Raw genomic sequence first — 15,898 nt, 5'->3', positions numbered from 1 at the left:
TATTTCTCGACTGCTCCCCCGGTTGATACCGGGGAGCGGTAGAGAGGTAGGTTTTTATGGAAAAAAGATATATAAAAATTTTTAATTGTTTGGCGATTTTTTCGCTTTGGCTGAATCAGCTTTTGGTGCCTGTGACGGTTTGGGCAGAGGCATTAGAAGTGGGCTCAACTCAGGTATCGGAAAATAAGGAAGCAGCGGATGAAATAACCCCGACAGAAACGCCGGAAGTAACGGCAGAAAGGGTGGGCGTAACAGAAGCAGGACCGGAAATCGACGGAACAACGCCAACCCCAACCATAGGGACAACCAGTCCGGAACTGGTGGAAATCGTGGTAAATGAACATGAAGCGTCGGTTTCGGCGCAAACTTCGGCGGACAGCCAGACGGGGGGAAATACAATTGAGGAAGCGGTAACGGGATTGATTGATACCAGTAGTGCGTCGGCAGAGACTGATTCGAAAAATACAATAAACGAAAATACGTTGATTGAACCGTCAAAAGCTTTAAGCGGTGAAGTGGTAGTGGTGATACCAAAACAGGTAATAAATAAAAATAAAGCCGATTTGGTTAACGAAGCGACAGCGAGCGCCGATACCGGAGGAAATGAAGTCATCAAAACGGAGATATCGGCGGAAATAAAAAGCGGCGGGGCAACGGCAGTGGCCAATGTAATCAACCTGGTCAACAGCAATATTGTGGGCGGAAAAATCGGCGTTTATATCAACAATATATTTTCGGGAGAAAAGAAAGACTTGGACTTGAATAAAATGTGGCAGGAGTTATCAGCCCAACCGATGACGGTAAATGAGGGAAACAGCCAATTGATGAGCTTGTGTAATTTTAACCAAGCATCGGTGGAAAACTGGGTGACGGTAATGGCCAGGACGGGGATGAATGTAATCGGTGAAACCGATGAGGCGGTGATAATGTCGGGATCGGCGACGGCTTTGGCTAATGTGATAAATCTGGTTAACACGAATATTTTTGGCAATCAGGTGTTTTTTGGAATTATGAACCTCAACGGCAGCCTGTTGGCTGACCTGATCCTACCGGCACCGACTTGGTTTGGAGCAGGGGGAAGTACCGGGGGAGCGGTGGTCAGCAGCCAGAATCAAAGTAATATCAAAAATGAAGTGACGGCAGAAGCCAACACCGGGGGAAATAGCGTATCAGCAGAAACACAGGGGACGGTAGAAACCGGCGGGGCGATGGCTTTGGCAAAAAGCGCAACTATAGCCGATATGAATATAAGCGGTGATGGGTATTTTTATGCTTCGATTAACAATTGGGGAGGAGAAAAAACGGAGGTGGTTAACTGGTCGGCGCCGGGGGCGACCGATTGGATGACAGCGGAGGCTGATTTTAGCAACTGGGCGATATCCCCTATCGGAGGGGAAAATCTAGGTATTTACAATAGTAATGACGCCCAGGTTTACAACAACATAAAGGTATCGGCAGATACCGGCAACAATGTAATTGAACAAAGCGGCACAGGAGCAATCAAAACCGGAGAGGCAACGGCGATTGCCAATTTAAATAATCTGGTAAATGTAAATATTTCGGGCAACAATTGGTTTTATGGCCTGATTAATATAATTGGGGGCTGGAGAGGGAGAGTGATATTTGCCTATCCGGACATGGATGTTGGGCTAATAGCATTGAAAAATGAAGTTCGCCAGGGGGAGAGCCTGGCCTATCAGGTGAGCTATAAAAATCTGGGGTATGATACAGCCAGGGGAACCGAACTGGAATTGGTATTACCGGAGGGAACAGCGTATGTGAAAGACGGCAGCGGGATGAACCCGGTTGTCAGCGGGAGGAGGATAAAGTGGCAATTGGGTGAATTGGGGAGAAATGAGGGGGGAACTTTTGTGATAGAGGTAGCCACCGGAGTTGATGAGGAATTAGCCTGGTGGCAAAAAATTATAAGACCGGTTTTGGCAGCGGAGGTACTGATAGATGCGGAGGCGCGGGCGATAGTGAGAAACCGACAGGTGGAAACGAACAACGGCAACAATCAAGCGGTAGCGGTAAGCAAAATTCTGGTAGTTCAAAACGGTGAGGTGGTGGTGGATATTGATGAGCAAATTGACAGTAGTGAGGGACAAGAAGAGACGGCGGAGGTAACAACAGAAGGATCAAAGAACCAGGACAGCCGAAGGGCAGAATTGGTAATAAAAGTCGGTAATAATGTAAATGAATTTGTATACCCGGGTGATGTGGTGACTTTTGAAATTGAAGTAGAAAACAGAGCGGCGGTGTCGGCATACAACACATATCTGCGGCATGAGATATATGATCAATACGGAGAACTTTATCGATGGGCAGAAATTGATTTGGGTGAAATTAAAGGAAACAGACACGGGAAAGTACACTTTGGAATACCAATACCCATAAAAACAAGTGAAGGACAATATCGAAGCCGGACAATAATTTACGGCCTGGACCAAAATGGCCAGAAGCTAATGTCAAACTGGTCGGAGACAGAATTTGGGGTTAAGAGCCGATACGGGAAAGTGCTGGCGGCTATGGCGGAGGAGAAAACGGATAACGTAACCGACGGGCAAGTGGCCGGGAGCAATGTAGAAATAACGGAGATGATTGAACCAGAAAAGAAAGACTGGATTTTGTACGCGGCACTTTTGCTTGAGTCTTCGGTGTGGATATATCATCAGCTGAACAAATGGAAAAACGGAAAGAAAGTAAATATTTTTGAAGTATTTTATTTGCTTTTTGTGATTGTCACCTTTACCCTGTCGGTACTGATGTTGTTTTCGATAACGGCCCTGGCACAGATTAAAGCTTTTTAGCCAAAAATAAATTTGTCAGTAAAACGAACTTGGCAGAGGCATCGACATTGCTACCGTCTGAGGGCATATAGGCAAAAACCCGACCGACGAGAAATTTCGGGAAAAGAGAGTCCTGAAGTTTTTCAAAAATTATCGACGACGGCTGGGAAAAAAAATCAGTTTTTTTGGCACAAGTAATTATATATAATCCAATCAAAGTCCGTAGAGTTTCATCTGCCGATAAATCTCCTGATTGACGGTGGTAAAAGTATTTACCGTGGATTGGATAAGCCAGATAATTTCAGCCGTAGTGATGAGAACAGTAAAAAGACCGACCAGTTTTGAGACGGTGTCCGATTGGCGTAGATAGCGATAGCCCCAAATAAAACCAAATGGTGGCAAGAGAAGAGTTTTAATATATAGGACTAGTTGGCTTCGTACAGAAGTGGAAAGAGGTCGGGGCCGCAAACTTTTACCACAATTGCGGCAATAATAATCTAAGGGTTCGCTTGACTGATGATAGACGGCACAATAATTTATTTCATCCATAAAATAATTATACAGATACCAAAAGCCCCCCTTCGAGAAGCTTGGGGGGGCTTGAATGTCTAAATAATTCTATTAGCGAGTGACTGAAATCGGGATGGTCGGGTTGACCTCGCTAGTGGCAGTAACAGTAAGACGGTTATTGTCGGCGCTTCTGGAAACTACATAACCGGTATCATAGGCGGCAGTACAGACAGTTACGGGAGCTCCGACTTCTCCTGCGGTATTACCACTAGTCGGATCGGTGGGGAGGGCGGCCAGATATTCGGTGACTAAATCGGCACAGAGGTTGACCCCTGAAGAACCAATGGAAACGGCTGAGGCACCGATACCGGCGGGAAGCTGGCCCCGATTGTCGGCGGCATACTGGTTGAGAGCATTTAAAATGGCATTGACATCACTACTACGCTTGGTGTCGTTGGCTTGGGCGAACTGTTTGGCCGGGTTGATAGCGATAAGAGTAATGGCAAGCAAGAGAGCGAGGATACCTATGACGACCAATAACTCGATCAAGGTGAAACCTCTTTTGTTGGTTTTTTGGCAGATTTTTTGTTTCATTTGATTAAGACTAGTTTAAATCAGTATTTGTTGTCAAGGGGTAGCTTTAGTACCGGGCTTGAAAGTAGTGGTGATAAGCACATCAATATTGGTAAGATCGGTGGATTCGGTCTCGGTAAATACCCCGGCAATTTTTTCAGCGGCGGCGGTTATTTTTTGACGGGATTCGGGAGAAACATTTGGGGAAAAACTAATTTGGTTGTTGGCGGCGGTGACTTTGGACGAAGAGCCGATAGTAATTTCCTTTAGACCGGCGGCTGTCAATGCTTGCTTTACCGCAGCCGCCTGATTTGCCACCCCGGAACTATTGACGACTTTGATTCGTAAGGTTTCTTCGGAAAGAAAAGTAACGGTGGGGATGGGGGAGATTAAAACCTTTGTCGGGATGGGGGTGGATATTATAGATGGTGGTGGGTATGTTTTTTTGGCACCGGGCCTAAGTAGCCGGGGACCAAGAAGAACAAAAGCCAGAAGGGAGACAAAGAGGAAACAAAAAACAGCAAGTAATATATATGTCCGCTTAGAGTCTTCCTTGGGCTTGTGGATTTGGGTGGTAACCATTTTGTCGATATCCTGACTAGAAATAATACTTAGAGGATCAAGCAACTTTATTTTTTTGAAAATTTCTTTTACTTCGGCGGGCTGGTAATTTTCCAATTTTAAATTAAAATGACCAAGGACAAAAAAAGGAATAATGGTAAAGATGTTGAAGCCCTTTTTTTCGATTAATTTGATTGCCGGTTCGTAAAAATTTTTGTTTAAGGCGATGAGACGGGGCGTACCTAATGAATAATCTTTGAAAATAAGATGCTTGAATGGTATCGTTTCCGAAAAAAGATCAATTTGATTTTGACGCTCGGTAGGGTCGAGGGAAAGGGAGGTGTCTTTTTCGTAATAAACTTCTGGGGAAACAACCAGCAGGACATCGGAGACGGCAATTTGGGATTGTTCCAGAAAATTTCCCAGAAGTAAGTCAAATGATTCGATGTCGATAATGTCGATATCCAAAACGATGCTTGCAGGGAAATCCAGGGTTAGGGGGACGGCCAACTGAGTACCGGCAATAATTAATTTTTGCCGATCAAGGTAAAAAATAAGGCTAGATTTTTTGGTCATGGTTTTATTCTTTCCAAGAAGTGACGGTGGTAACACCGTCAGTATTATTTAGTATAACCCGAATTGAGCGTTGGTATTGACCCACCTGACCAGTGGAGACAAAGGTGAAGGGAGAGGTGGAAGAAATGCTGACAGTAGCAGTGCCGATACTAAGGGGCAAAGTCCCCCCAGCGTATGATGGATTGCGAAGGATTTTAAGAAGAGCATCCTCGGCCCCGCTTTCAGCGACCACCAGGGCATCATTTGATACAAGGAGCCCGGAGGTCGATGCAAGATTAGTGCTGATCATCCCCACCGAGGCGGAAACTATTGCCAGACCGATAAACATGATGATCAAAAGAGAGGTGAGGGCTTGCCCGTTTTGGAAGGTGGAAAAAATGTATTTTGGATTCATCTTAGAGAAGCAAATGTTTGAAAACTTTTAGTTTTGACGCTAGTGTTGTCGATAACATTACTTGTAATTGTAAACGATATTTGCAAACCCTGTCTTCCACCGAAATTGCCCAATCTTTTTACAACAAAATCAGAAACCGTAGTATCGGTATCGTTGAGGTTGGATGCACCAGTACTATCGGTAAGGACAAGACGGCCGTCCGAGACATTATAGTCGGAATCGGAAGTGCCTACACGAAGAACCATGGAAGTATCCGAGGTGCCGACAGTTAAAGGCGTGATGATAGAATCGGCTTGATTTATGTCGTGAGTTAATTTGGTTAAAATAAAATTACCATTGGTTTGAACGAGCGATACGGCGACGGAACGGGTTTGAGAAGCAAGAATGGTGGCAAATAAATTGAAAATCATTAATAGAAATATAGACAAAAGCCCCATGTATAGGATTAGCTCGATTAGGGTTGTTCCGGCACTAGGTGAGATTTTTTTCATTTTAGGGGGAGTAATTAACACTAATGCTGTTAAAAACCGGGGTTTGAGACCTATCGGCCGAGCTTAAATAAACTTTGTAGCGGAAACAACTGCCGGGATTTTCGTAATCCAGACCGTCGTTTGACAACGGCATTGCTCCGGAATTGGAAGTAAAGAAGGTCGAGGGGGTACCGTCGGGGCCGACAAAGACATAGTTGGCGGCCACACAGCTGCCGGATACCTGAGGAGCAAGGGCAAATTGATAGCGGATTTCGGTACTGGAGGGTGTCTCGGCGTCAATATTAAAACGGTTAAAGGCAGTGGCTCGGTCCAGAGAAAATATTTTGGAAGTAAAGTTGCCATTGATGCTAACTACACCCCCGGGGCCGCCTTCGATGATCTGCAGCTCTTTACTGCTGTTGTTGGTCAGGATATACGAGTAACTATCGGAATCCTGTTCGACCACTGTAGCAATAGCGTTGATGGTGCTGGCGCCATAAGGATTGGTTAAGCCGCCACAACGGGAGGGGGTGGCCTCACTGGAAATATCGACCACTTGGTATTGCTCACCGCCGGAACCGACAATTATTACCTTGTTTCCAAAGACAACAATAATCCCCTTGGGGTTCATACCATTGGCCTCATAGCTACCGACAACAGAATAATTAACGGGAGTGGGGGGATCGAGCGGTTTGTCGGCGGTGTTGATAATAAATAGTTCTTTTTGGGTACCAGAGGCAGCGGTAATGACATAAGTCCGACTGCCGGTGGAGTTAACCGCGACACCTACAGCCGACTGACTATCAAAGTCGGCTTGACCGATAATTTTTAGACTACGACCACCGTTTGTACTGGAGATAATCTGGAGTTTGATGGAGGATCCGGAAATCGCAACGTAGGCAAAACCGTTTTTGACTACCACCTTTTGACCTATTCCCGCCAAAGAAATACTGGCGAGCTCTGATTGATTATTGCCGGTGATGGTGGAAGTATCAAAGGTGTACAGCTTTGATCCAGCGGTAACATAGCCAATATTTCCGTCTACATAGACACCGTTGCCTTTGCCTCCGCCGCTTGCCAGAAAATATCCGGCATGCGTTAGGGTGGCAGAATTAACAATATCGACAGTCAGGCTGGGGTGGTCTGAGGTCAAATAGTTGTAGGCGGGAGTAGCAAAAATAGCGTATGATTTTCTATTGTTGTAGATACCAGTGTTTGAGGCAACCGGGGGGTTAGAATTGGTAACATCGATTCTGTCCATTGAATCACCCGAAGAGTTGCCGCCGGTAGTTACAAAAGCCCGACCTTCGATGGCGGAAATATCGGAGGCGTAGGCCTGACCGGGGAGATCCAGGGCGTTGATGGTTAAGTCAGGTTTACACCAGTCTACCCGTCCGCCGGAGCCAAGAATTATCTCTCCACCGTTTGTTGAAGTTACAGTTACACCGACACCAATACCAGCGTTAAAATCAGAGGCGGTCGTTTCCTCATAAGAAAGGTTGTCGAGATATCTCGTAAGATAGGAAAGTGTGGTGACGGAAGAAGCAATCGGCTCGGTCCAGTTTATGGTGGTGAGAACTTTTTTTGTAGAAGAATCGACGATACCGGAAGAACCAATGTTTCCAAATGTATCACGGTAGACATCAGAGATGGTGATACTGCGGCTAAAATCCCCTACCGTTTCGGTGCCTGATAAAAGTGTCCAGGAGCCGGCAGATATTTGAGGGTGAAAAGTACCATTAACGGCAAAAGCGGACCAACCTTTTTCCCGGATTACCCGTAACGATTCCTGTGTTTCTTTAATCAGGGCGAGAGCTGTCAAACGCTGATTCTGCTGAGGTTCACCCTGCCTGGTAGTGATAAGACCATCAATAATGGCCGGAGCAATATAAGCCATGAGAGCGATGGCGATGATTATTTCTACCAAGACCGACCCTGATTTAGAAAATTGATTCGATAATGCCATATTTATTTAGTGTGATTGTCTTTGATTGTTGAATGTTGGTTTGGGTTAAAGTGATAGTGTTGCCTGTGGGTTGAAAATTTTGGATTTCACCGGTGTTTCTGGTAAAAATTATAACCGAACCGGTAGCGGTTGAAGACGTGTCGATGTCGTCAAGATGGACATCATAGTTGGATAGGTCATTGGCGTCGTAGGTGTTTCCCTGAAAAAGAGTATATTTTTGGGGGCCAAAATAAATACCAAAGTTAGTACCAGTTTGGTCTTCGGTTTTGCCGGTGAGGGCATAAAGCTGCTGCTCTTTTATGTTGGCGATTAAAAGTTGGACGGCATTGTCGAGTGAACTTTTGGGAGCAGTGTTGCTTAAATTAAGTGAGGTAATGGAAAAGAGGAGAGCCAGGATACCGAGAACTATAGTGACCTCGAGGAGAGTAAACCCAGACTTTTGGCTCATGATTAAATCTTACTGTGAATGATACCAATATTACTAGTATGCTGGAATTTTTTTTGATAAAGTTTGAGCTTGGCGGGAGTGTAAACTGGCAAGGAAAAACTAAAAGTTGATCCTTTGCCAACACCTTCGGAGAGGGCGGAAATAGTGCCATGATGAAGTTCTATGATTTGCTTACAAATGTATAGGCCCAGGCCGGTCCCCTGGTCGGTTGGGGTTTGGTTGGTCTGATAAGATCCCTTGATCAGTCCAAATTTTTGGAAAAGATTTTTGATCATATCGGGGGAAAGGCCGGATCCGGTATCAGTGACAGAGGTGATAACCTGATCATCAGTGACTTGGAAGTTTACGGTAATAGAGCCGTTTTTCGGGGTAAATTTAAATGAGTTGCCGATAAGATTGATCACCACCTCTTTGATTTTGTCGGCATCGGCGATAACTTTTGGAAGGGACGGAGCCGGATTGTAGACCAAATTGATACCCAGTTCTTTGGCCCGGGGGGCAATTTCGTTGATGGCGTCCTCTATTAATTTTGAAAGGTCGACTTTGTTTAGCTCCAGGGAGAGCCGGCCGGACTCTATCCGGGAAATGTTTAGCATGTTGTTGACGAGCTTGATAAGCCGTTCGGTTGAGTCGAGGGATCTTTGAAGATAAAATTTTTGCTTGGAATTGAGAGGGCCGCCTTGACCGCTTAGGGCCATCCAAAGGTAGGATTTGATGGCGGTCATGGGGGTGCGAAGCTCGTGTGAAGCAACAGAAACAAATTCGTCTTTTAAGACATCGAGCTCTTTTAATTTGGCATTGGCTTGTTTTAATTTTTCAGAGGTTTCACCAAGAGTGGTATATAACCTGGCATTTTGGACGGCCAAACCAACGATATCGCAAAAGCCTCTGATCAAATCTTTTTCGTCTTGGGAAATATTGTCTTCGTGCTTGATTAGACTAAAAATGACGACACCAATGACCTTGTCCTTTACGGTGACCGGATAAAGCATACTAGTTTTGATACCGGAAGCCTTCTGGTTTGCCAGAGCCTGGTCATCGGTGAGAGTGGGGCGGAAAATGTCGGGCCAATAGTGAGTAATTTCGGGCTGATTACTTTTAAGTGTTTTTATTAAAAGGTTGTTCCTGGACCCAAGCGGGATATCAATTTTATGAAAGGGGACGGCAGAGGCGGCCTGAGCGCGAGCGGCTTCTTTGGTCTGAGAAAGAGATATCCTTTTTAAGACTTTTTTATTTTCGTCAACCAGGGTCAAAACAATAATCCGATAGCCAAGTTTAAGATAACCTAGTTCGGTCAGTAAACCATCACAGATTTTTTGGACGACCTCGTTGAAATCGAGGGTATCAAGAATTATTTTTTCCAACTTCCAGAGGGCTTCAATTATTTTTCTGGTTTTGGGTGTGTTAGAATGGTTTTGCATATAATAATATTATTTGTTTTTGCACTTTATGATAACACTTGAGAAAGCTTTAAAAGCAATTAATGCGGCAGTTAAAAAAGCCGATGAACTAAAAGAAAAAGTTACCGTGACGGTAGTAGATAACTATGGGGTAATGGTAGCTTCCCAAAAAATGGACGGAGCGCTGATTATCAGCCCCAAATATGCAATGGCTAAAGCTTATACTTCGGCTGTTTTACGTTTGGCAACGGCTGATATCGCCAAATACGCGACTCCGGGCCAACCGTACTATGGGACTACAAGTGCTTTTGATGGAGAATTGATGGTGATTGCGGGGGGCATCCCTGTTTCGGAAAATGACCAAGTGGTTGGAGCTATCGGCGTGGGAGGCTCGGCTGATGTTAACAAGGATGTAACCTGTGCTCAGGCCGGATTGGGCGCATTGGAATAGATTAAATTAGGCCTGAATGTCTTAGCAAACTTTGGCGGATATCTTGGGGAGTGCGGACGTCGTCTCCGGCGGCATACATGGGCCTGGTGAAATTAGTTACTTTTTCGGGTATATAAACAAAACCAATACCATCGGCAATAATGTCGGCCATGAGCCGTTGGAGGGTGGCTGGGTCGGTGTTTCCAGCCCGGGTGAGGGTAATAGCCGGAGGCTCGTCGACGGATGAAAGAGTAACAATCGGTTGGGATCCGTATCGCTTTCTTTTTAACTTATCGTATAAATTTTCCCGGACATTTTGCTCATCTTCCTGCTGGACGGTCAGTGAGGCAACAGTTCGGACGGCCAGAATCGGGGAACCGATAGAGGCAGCATATTTCAGCGCCCCTCCGGGAAAAGCTTCTTCCTGTTGACCGGTGACATTTGATGATCTGACGGCGATATAGGCGAGGCGATGCTCCCGGCGAAGGTATGACATAAGCGGATCAACATCTTCGACAATAAAAACCTGGACTTCCTGTTTTGCGTTTACGTAATGCCGGCCCAGAGTTTTTTGACAGACATCGTTGCAGGAATATCTCATAAAAGCAATTCCGTTTAAAATGTCAAATTTACCCGCATTAAGCGATTTGACGATATCCGGATGAATACGGGAAGTATCCATCCAGCCATAGGCAACGTCGCGAAAAGTTACGATAGAAACGGTGGGCAACGGCTCAACTTCACCACGGGCGAGGGCAACGGCCTCCCGGATGTGGGGAGGGAAAGTAGTGCCGTAAGTGGCACCATAATCGGTAATCACCGGCCACCCCATAGCAAGAGCATCACCAACTTCGGCGACTCCTTGAGGTGTGTCCATGAAAACAATTTTTGGCGCAAACTCGGATGTCTTTGAGGGAAGCTCCCCACCCTGATGTGGAAGTAAGCCCAATTTTTGTAATGCAGCCAACCTTTGTAAATAGGGGGATAAGGGTGGATTTTCTTGGGCTGACATATGTTTAGATTATCACAAATTGTGGTTTCTCCCCATGTTTGCAAGATACTCGTTTACCTGGGCGAAGTCTGTACCCCGATCGACCTGACGGCAACGTGAATCGCCCCAGACAAGCCATTCGAGCGATTCTGAGAGCTGGCCTGAAGGAGTTTTATATCTGGCTAAAGCGTGAAAGCCTTTAAACCAATTTTTCGGATCGACAAATGTAAACTCGAGGTAAATTCCGCCAACACGCAAGGCCTTGGCGATATTATCGAGGGCGGCTTGCTGCTGCTCGAGGGTTAGCTCGTACATGGTCAGAGATGAATGAATTACGTGCAGAGCGGGGCCACCTCCCGTCAGAATTTCAACCGACTCCGGGCTGGTAATGTCGGCCTGCTTTATATCTACGGTACGCGACACTTCGGATAATTCGGCAATAGTTTTATCAATGGCAGCGCCATCGGTGTCATATTGTGACGGGTAATTGCAGGCCTTAACCCATTCGACGTCGGGAAGGTCAATATCGATCCCAATCGCCCGGTAAAGTTCGGCTATCGGTAGGGAAAGGGCGGCTTGAATTTGCTGGCCATCAGTTCCGTCTGCAAATTGCAGTTTCGATAAATAGTCAGGATGAATAGAGGCGGGTAGGCCAAGGCCAAGACTACAGCCAACATCCCCTACTCCGAGTCGGATATTGGGATTGCCGGCGGTTATAAGGCGGAGGGCGGCGGCGAGTCCGATATATCGGGCGGGGATATTTGTGGCGGTATTTTTTTCTTTCATGGTTTGTTTGATCGTATCTATATCTGCTAAACCAGTTCCAGAAAAATATTTAGCCCAATCATCTTCTTCGTAAGTCATATAAGCACAATCATTGTTGTGTCTGCGAGTGTACTGAATTGCTCTGAAAAACAGGTTGACCATATGTGTCTCATCCATTTCAGACCGATGGGCATGAATTTCGGACAGCATGGTCGAAAATTTTTGTCCCGGGGCAAAGATTGCCTTTAATGCGCCGCGATAAAATTTTCGGATAATCGGATCGCGATGGCGGTCTTCACCATCTTCATTGCCTTGCAGCTTCATTTGGTCCGATACCCTGGATAAAAAACCATCCTCCTTTCGGTCAATGAGTGGTGATAGATCGACCCGAGAGCTTGCGGCGGGTTCTTTTGCACCTGAATCGGGTTGTCCCTCAACACGTTTTGGCATAACGCTGATATAATATCAGGTATGTCAAGTATTTGTTAATATATAATATAAATTATATAAAATATGGCACAAAAAGTTCTTTTAGTTGATGATGATCAATATATAAGAGAGTTATATGAAGAGATATTGAAAAATGCCGGTTTTGAGGTAGAAACTGCGGTTGACGGAAAAGAGGGATTTGAAAAAATAATTGCCGGTGGGTATGATTTGGTTTTGCTCGATGTGATGCTCCCCTACCTGGACGGTATCGGAATATTGGATAAATTGAGAGAGGAAAAACCGAAGGTTGGAAATGGTCCTATAATTCTTTTGACAAATTTGGCTTATGACCCAGTAATTAAGGATGCGATTCAAAAGGGGGCGGTGGCTTGTCTGAACAAAGCCGAGATGAATCCGGATGAATTTCTCAAAAAGATTAAGGAAGTGTTGAAGTAATTTAACGTCTGCCGCCAACTTGACTAATCAGCCCGTAGATTGGACCAATAATTGAAATCATCATCCCGCCGACAGCGATACTGACACAAATAAGCATAATCGGCTCAATGAGGGCGGTGATGGTTTTTAGGTCTTTTGATACCTGATAATCCATGTAGTCAGAAATATCCTGCATGGATTTCTCCAGAGTCCCGCTTTTTTCACCGACTTCGATTAGCTTGATCATCATACTGGGGATGGCATTTTTATTGTTTTTTAGACCGGTAGAAAATTGTTTTCCTGAGGTTAGCATTTCCCGGGAATTTCTGATTAGATTTTTTATCTGCTGATTGGCTACGACGTCCTGGGAAAACTCAAGGGCGGTGGAAATGGGCAAACCGGAAGTCAACAGGAGAAAAAGATTGCGGGCAAATCTGGTTAAATCTATTTTTTTGGACAGACCGGAAATCAGGGGAAGAGAGACAATCAGCTTGGTAAAAAAAGAACGTTTTTCTTTGTAGAGAAAGGTAGCGATAATGGCAAAAACCGTCAGACCAAAAATAAGATAGAGGTATTGATGGATCAGTAAATCAGATAAAAAAATCAGGATTTTTGTTGGCAGGGGGAGAGGAACCCGAAGCCTGGTAAAAACTACCGAAATTTTGGGGATAACAACGATTAGAATCATGAGAATCACTCCGGTGAAGACAGTGAAAATAATCATGGGGTACATCATGGCTGATTTTATTTTGTCGGAAAATTCAGCTTCTTTTTGGATATTGTTTTTGATATCCCTAAGGGTGGTTTCCAGAGTACCGCTTTCTTCGGCTCCCCGGATGAGGTTTACCACCACCCGATCAAAACTGCGGGGAAATTTGGCAAAAGTGGTATTTATCCGATTGCCGGCGATTAAATCAACTTTTAAGGTGGTCAAAAAAAACTTGAGGTTGCCTTTGGAGTCTTCAAGCAGGGTATTTACTACATCCAAAATGGGAATGCTAGAGGAAAGCATGGTAGAAAAATTACTCAAAAGATTGATCTTTTCGTCGGTAGAAAAGGTAACGGAGGTGGTTTTCATTCCAATTCGTTTTTTGTAACCCGAAGAACTTCTTCAATAGTGGTAAAACCTTTGGTAATTTTGTCTAGACCATCGTCTTGCATGCTGTTGAAGCCTTCTTTTTTGGCGGCCTCAAGAATTTCGTCGGTATCGGCGTGGTGGCCGATCAGCTCACGGATTTTTTTGGTGACCTCTAGAACTTCAAAGATACCGATTCGGCCGACATATCCGGTGTTGTGGCAAAATTTGCAGCCTTTGCCCTTGTACACCCGAATTTCTTTGGCTTTGCCGACAGGAATGTAGTGCTTGGTAATCATGTCTTCTGATAAATATTTCAGAAGTTCGGCACGGGTAATGGTAAAGGACACACGGCATTTGTCGCAAATACGCCGGACCAGGCGCTGACCAACAATCACAGAAACGGTTGAGGCAACCAAAAAAGGCTCAACTTCCATATCAATCAGACGGGCGATGGCGGCGGCGGCGGTGTTGGTGTGGAGAGTGGACAAAACCAAATGGCCGGTAAGAGAGGCGTTGATGGCGATGCCGGCTGTTTCATTGTCACGTATTTCTCCGACAAATATAATATTTGGATCCTGGCGAAGAATTGAGCGGAGACCATTGGCAAAAGTTAGATTGGTGCGGTTGTTGACTTGAATCTGGTTGGCGCCCTTGATGCGGTATTCGACCGGATCTTCGATGGTGGTAATGTTTTTTTCCCGGGCATTGAGGATTTTTAAGATGGAATAAATGGATGAAGTTTTCCCTGAGCCAGTGGGGCCGGTGGACAGAAACATGCCATAGGATTTGGTAAAGGCACGTTTGACTTTTTCCATGTCTTTTTCACTCATACCCAAATCGGCCAAACCGAAGGCGCCGATATTTGATGTAAGTAAGCGCATAACTACCTTTTCTCCGTCTACTATGGGGATAATTGAGACACGCAAATCAAAATAAATTTCTTTTGAGTGAAACTTTATCTTGCCGTCTTGGGCGCTCAGGTGCTCATCGGTGCGGAGACTAGACATTACCTTGATGCGGGTAATCAGACGGTCGTGGAGAATTTTGGGGACGGTCAAAACATCATTTAGTGAACCGTCGATACGGAAACGGATAATGGCGTTTTTTTCCTGTGGCTCGATGTGAATATCAGAAGCTTTTTCCTGATATGCCGTTTCAATCAGGAGATCGACGATTTTCTCGACCGGAGGATCGTCGGAGCCGTCAAGATTGGTGGCAGTGACTATCCCCTCTTTTACTAATTTTTCAAATGTACTTTGGAGATCCTGGCGGTTATTTATCAGGACATTTTCTATGTCGGCCTCGGTGGAATAATAAACTTCGGGTTTGAGACCGGTTTTTTTGGCGATATTTTTTAAAATTTCGGAGTCAATCGGTGGCCGGCAGGTGGCGATTTTGAGAAGATTGGCGTCACGGCTGAAAACTACCATTTTGTGTTTGTCGGCCTGGGTGAAAGGAATGCTGTTGAAGGCTTCGGGGGGGATGGTCAGCTTCGATAAACCCATGAAGGGAAGTTGATAGTGTCCGGCAAGGAGGTTCCCCAGAGCTTCTTCGGTAACAATACCTTTTTGGACTATGGCATCGGAAAAGCTGAGGTTGTTTGTTTTTGAATACTCTTCTATGGCCGCCAGCTCTTTTGGTGTAGAAAGCTTGTTTTTTTCTAAAAGGGTAATTAACTCTGACGAATTTAGCGAGGGCATATATAAGAATAACAAATTTTGGCCGGGGCAATACTGCTGCTGATACTTGCGGTGGTTTTTGGGTTTATCTTGAGCAATTACGAGGGGCCGGTAAATCACAGGCCATGGGTACAAAAAAATCGGTTACGGTGTGGGAGCAATATGGTTCTAAAGCAAGAGATTGTTCGGGGGTGAGAAATTTATTGAGCAGGCTTTGGTCTGAAAGGCTCGGCCCCATATTTTCTAAATATCCTAATTGAACGGGTAGTACCTATAACAATTTGATTACACATACGATAGGTGGTAAAATTCCGACATTTGAGATTATTATTCTCAAAAGGCGCCGGAATAATTACGAAGATCCGGATATAAAATAAACAAAATATATACAATATGGGTGTTCT

16 protein-coding genes are annotated in these 15,898 nt (G+C 45.0%); 3 read left to right on the top strand and 13 right to left on the bottom strand.

What is annotated here, in order from left to right:
* The first annotated feature begins 56 nt into the window (after positions 1-56).
* Entirely contained in the window at positions 57-2,810 is a 2,754-nt protein-coding gene (locus WC841_05730; GenBank protein ID MFA5828825.1) for a hypothetical protein, read from the top strand.
* Here WC841_05730 and WC841_05725 read toward each other — a convergent pair.
* The 9 genes from WC841_05725 to WC841_05685 all read right to left on the bottom strand — a co-directional run bounded on the left by WC841_05725 (position 2,797) and on the right by WC841_05685 (position 9,708).
* Positions 2,797-3,006: a hypothetical protein gene (locus WC841_05725; protein MFA5828824.1), complete on the bottom strand. Its 210-nt coding sequence runs from the start codon at positions 3,004-3,006 to the stop codon at positions 2,797-2,799. The two genes, WC841_05730 and WC841_05725, sit on opposite strands and share 14 nt — an antisense overlap.
* Positions 3,003-3,338: a hypothetical protein gene (locus WC841_05720; protein ID MFA5828823.1), complete on the bottom strand. Its 336-nt coding sequence runs from the start codon at positions 3,336-3,338 to the stop codon at positions 3,003-3,005. The genes WC841_05725 and WC841_05720 overlap by 4 nt, the downstream gene beginning before the upstream one ends.
* A 72-nt stretch (positions 3,339-3,410) precedes the next feature.
* Entirely contained in the window at positions 3,411-3,893 is a 483-nt protein-coding gene (locus WC841_05715; GenBank protein MFA5828822.1) for a type II secretion system protein, read from the bottom strand.
* Positions 3,894-3,926: 33 nt separating this feature from the next.
* Positions 3,927-5,009, bottom strand: a complete 1,083-nt coding sequence (locus WC841_05710) for a LytR C-terminal domain-containing protein (GenBank protein ID MFA5828821.1) — start codon at positions 5,007-5,009, stop codon at positions 3,927-3,929.
* Positions 5,010-5,013: 4 nt separating this feature from the next.
* Positions 5,014-5,403, bottom strand: a complete 390-nt coding sequence (locus tag WC841_05705) for a hypothetical protein (GenBank protein MFA5828820.1) — start codon at positions 5,401-5,403, stop codon at positions 5,014-5,016.
* The gene (locus tag WC841_05700; GenBank protein ID MFA5828819.1) at positions 5,400-5,894 is read right to left on the bottom strand and encodes a hypothetical protein; all 495 of its coding nucleotides are present in this window, start codon (positions 5,892-5,894) and stop codon (positions 5,400-5,402) included. The genes WC841_05705 and WC841_05700 overlap by 4 nt, the downstream gene beginning before the upstream one ends.
* 1 nt (position 5,895) lies before the next feature.
* Positions 5,896-7,839, bottom strand: a complete 1,944-nt coding sequence (locus tag WC841_05695; protein ID MFA5828818.1) for a hypothetical protein — start codon at positions 7,837-7,839, stop codon at positions 5,896-5,898.
* A complete protein-coding gene (locus tag WC841_05690) occupies positions 7,814-8,287 on the bottom strand; it encodes a prepilin-type N-terminal cleavage/methylation domain-containing protein (protein MFA5828817.1) in 474 nt (157 codons plus the stop codon). The genes WC841_05695 and WC841_05690 overlap by 26 nt, the downstream gene beginning before the upstream one ends.
* Before the next feature lie 2 nt (positions 8,288-8,289).
* Positions 8,290-9,708 (bottom strand): ATP-binding protein, encoded by a 1,419-nt coding sequence (locus tag WC841_05685; protein ID MFA5828816.1) that lies wholly within the window; start codon positions 9,706-9,708, stop codon positions 8,290-8,292.
* Between the two features lie 28 nt (positions 9,709-9,736).
* Between WC841_05685 and WC841_05680 the strand changes: the two genes are divergently transcribed.
* Positions 9,737-10,138, top strand: coding sequence for a heme-binding protein (locus WC841_05680; GenBank protein ID MFA5828815.1), 402 nt, complete (start codon positions 9,737-9,739; stop codon positions 10,136-10,138).
* Between the two features lies 1 nt (position 10,139).
* On the opposite strand, the gene WC841_05675 is transcribed toward WC841_05680, so the two are convergent.
* Entirely contained in the window at positions 10,140-11,129 is a 990-nt protein-coding gene (locus tag WC841_05675; GenBank protein MFA5828814.1) for a hypothetical protein, read from the bottom strand.
* A 12-nt stretch (positions 11,130-11,141) separates the two neighbouring features.
* Positions 11,142-12,323, bottom strand: a complete 1,182-nt coding sequence (locus WC841_05670; GenBank protein ID MFA5828813.1) for a hypothetical protein — start codon at positions 12,321-12,323, stop codon at positions 11,142-11,144.
* Positions 12,324-12,386: 63 nt separating this feature from the next.
* Between WC841_05670 and WC841_05665 the strand changes: the two genes are divergently transcribed.
* Positions 12,387-12,758: a response regulator gene (locus WC841_05665; protein ID MFA5828812.1), complete on the top strand. Its 372-nt coding sequence runs from the start codon at positions 12,387-12,389 to the stop codon at positions 12,756-12,758.
* Between the two features lies 1 nt (position 12,759).
* Here the strand turns inward: WC841_05665 and WC841_05660 are convergent, their stop codons facing one another.
* Positions 12,760-13,815, bottom strand: a complete 1,056-nt coding sequence (locus tag WC841_05660; GenBank protein MFA5828811.1) for a type II secretion system F family protein — start codon at positions 13,813-13,815, stop codon at positions 12,760-12,762.
* The gene (locus tag WC841_05655; GenBank protein MFA5828810.1) at positions 13,812-15,515 is read right to left on the bottom strand and encodes a GspE/PulE family protein; all 1,704 of its coding nucleotides are present in this window, start codon (positions 15,513-15,515) and stop codon (positions 13,812-13,814) included. The genes WC841_05660 and WC841_05655 overlap by 4 nt, the downstream gene beginning before the upstream one ends.
* Positions 15,516-15,898 lie beyond the last annotated feature (383 nt).

It is taken from the genome of Candidatus Shapirobacteria bacterium, from assembly GCA_041659325.1.
Classification (GTDB): Bacteria; Patescibacteriota; Microgenomatia; order UBA12405; family UBA12405; genus JBAZYN01.
This window is presented reverse-complemented; position numbering and strand designations above follow the sequence as displayed.